Source organism: Flaviaestuariibacter flavus (assembly GCF_004337505.1).
GTDB lineage: Bacteria > Bacteroidota > Bacteroidia > Chitinophagales > Chitinophagaceae > Flavisolibacter > Flavisolibacter flavus.
In genome coordinates this window covers 1-1,920 of record NZ_SJZI01000036.1, presented here as the reverse complement: position 1 = coordinate 1,920, position 1,920 = coordinate 1, and the positions used below count along the sequence as shown (strand labels likewise).

Genomic DNA, 1,920 nt, shown 5'->3' with positions numbered 1-1,920 from the left:
CGCTTTTTTCATTGTTAACTGCAGGAGTAGCAACTGTTATAATATTGATCTTCACATCTGCGGCGTCAGCCTTGTCTAACGCTGCTCTTAACATTGGAGCCGCTTGAATCGCCACATTACCTCCATGACTGTGAGCGATGAGAGTAATATCTTCTCCTTCTTTTCGATTGGCCATAATATATTTTACTAGCTTTTTAGCTGCACGTCTCCTATCTTCAATATCATTGAATGGATTATTTCCATAACCTAGAAACCCTCCCCATTCAAAGGCCGTGTTTATCCACTTACTGTGTTGCAATCTAAATAACTGCTTCGTACCTTCCTTTAAACTACCATCATTATTACGCCATCTTTTGTTGTTACTCATTGTCCCATGAATGAAAAACGCTTCAAGCCCATCAAGATCGATAGCCTGAATTGGAGTATTGCTTGCAAATTGGAATGGCGTAAGCATAGGGTATTTTGTAGTCAAAGGGTCGACACTCAAAAAACGTCCTAATTGCGGTTTGTAAATGCGAAATCCATAGTCCTGAAGTTGTGTTTCAGGGTCATTCTCCTTCCCATTAAACCCGTATCTGTAGCCGCTTCCCGCCGTAAATAATCTTCCTGGCATTTGCATTCCAAATGGATAGTACTATACATACTAGTAACTATTTCACCCCTTAGATATCCATTTAGAAATCGCATGAGGGACCATCCTAGTTGGACGTAGCTGGCCAGGCCTAAAATCTAATTTTAATGCAAATTTGACACGACATAGATAGTGACTACTATTGGGAGCAAGATGATCAACAATGGCACAAAAATTAATCCTTTGCTAGTTTCATTTACATATGGCCGCCGAAAGATTGATACCAGAGAAAAAATAAATAGGACCACGCCTACACACAAAAACGAAAAATTTATCTCTCCGATATATCTGAAGACAATTGAATTTGCTTGATTAATGAAAAGATGATCCACGACGCCAGCTAAATATATCAATACCTCAACGCCTAGAATCGATACCATAACATTACGAAGTCTTGACTTGGCCATTATTATTTTGATTCGGGCTTTTGAAATGTGATTGTATAGTTCACGGGACCTGTAACACATCCTTTTGGAAGTAGTGTCGCCTGTGCTTGTCCTTCGGATAGAGTGTATTTGATGCCTTGCTGATCCAAATACGACTTGAATTTCTCAATATGCCCCTTGTTGGTGGATGAAATTGATTTAGCACCGGCTTTCATATCAATGAACGAACTTAACAGAAAGATGTTTCCTTCTTTATTACCCCCGTTTTTTTGTACAAAAGTGAATATCGATAGGTCGGGGCGTCCGTTTTTCACATCCGAGTTAAATGCAAAAGATTTGCTATTGTAGATCTGAACTAGAGATTGAATATATTTCTGATACTCGCCAGGCCTTTTATTCAAGTTGTCAGCATCTTTGTTTCCATGACCTCCTTCAAAAGCATGCTCGAGAGTTATCCTGCCTAAACCTGGAATCCAAGTTGTGGTTTTCCCCCACATAGTGCGCTCACCATTTTCATCAATATAGCTATGAGCCCAAGCGTCCCCTACTTTGTGTAATTGATTAAGGTCGCCCTTCATCAAAATATTATTCATAGCGTCAATTAAAACTTCAGATTGGCGACCACCTGTTAGGCCGTGCCAGCTTTTTTGAAGTTCTCGATCTGACCATGTACCAAGCCCGAGCGCTAATCCCGTTTTGCCGTGTTCGTGAGAGTAGTGTAGTGACATTTTACTATTTGGTAAAGTATGGTGATCATAAAATTCAGCTTTTGAAGCTAAATACTGAGCTTTCGATTTAGATAACCCCATAGCCATGCCGAGAGCGTACACCGTCCAGTAATGACCATCTTCTTCCCATTTTCCATCCGGATCTTTGTACCGAATAGGGTCATTATGCCCGAAT

Annotated in this window: 2 protein-coding genes; both read right to left on the bottom strand. The window is 40.3% G+C overall.

What is annotated here, in order from left to right; all coding sequences use genetic code 11:
• The coding region (locus EPD60_RS07945) for an RHS repeat-associated core domain-containing protein (protein ID WP_131448576.1) at positions 1 to 619 on the bottom strand (619 nt) is incomplete at its 3' end.
• Positions 620 to 1,040: 421 nt separating this feature from the next.
• Positions 1,041 to 1,920 (bottom strand): hypothetical protein (locus EPD60_RS16925; protein ID WP_165871469.1); only part of this gene is annotated, 880 nt, incomplete at its 5' end.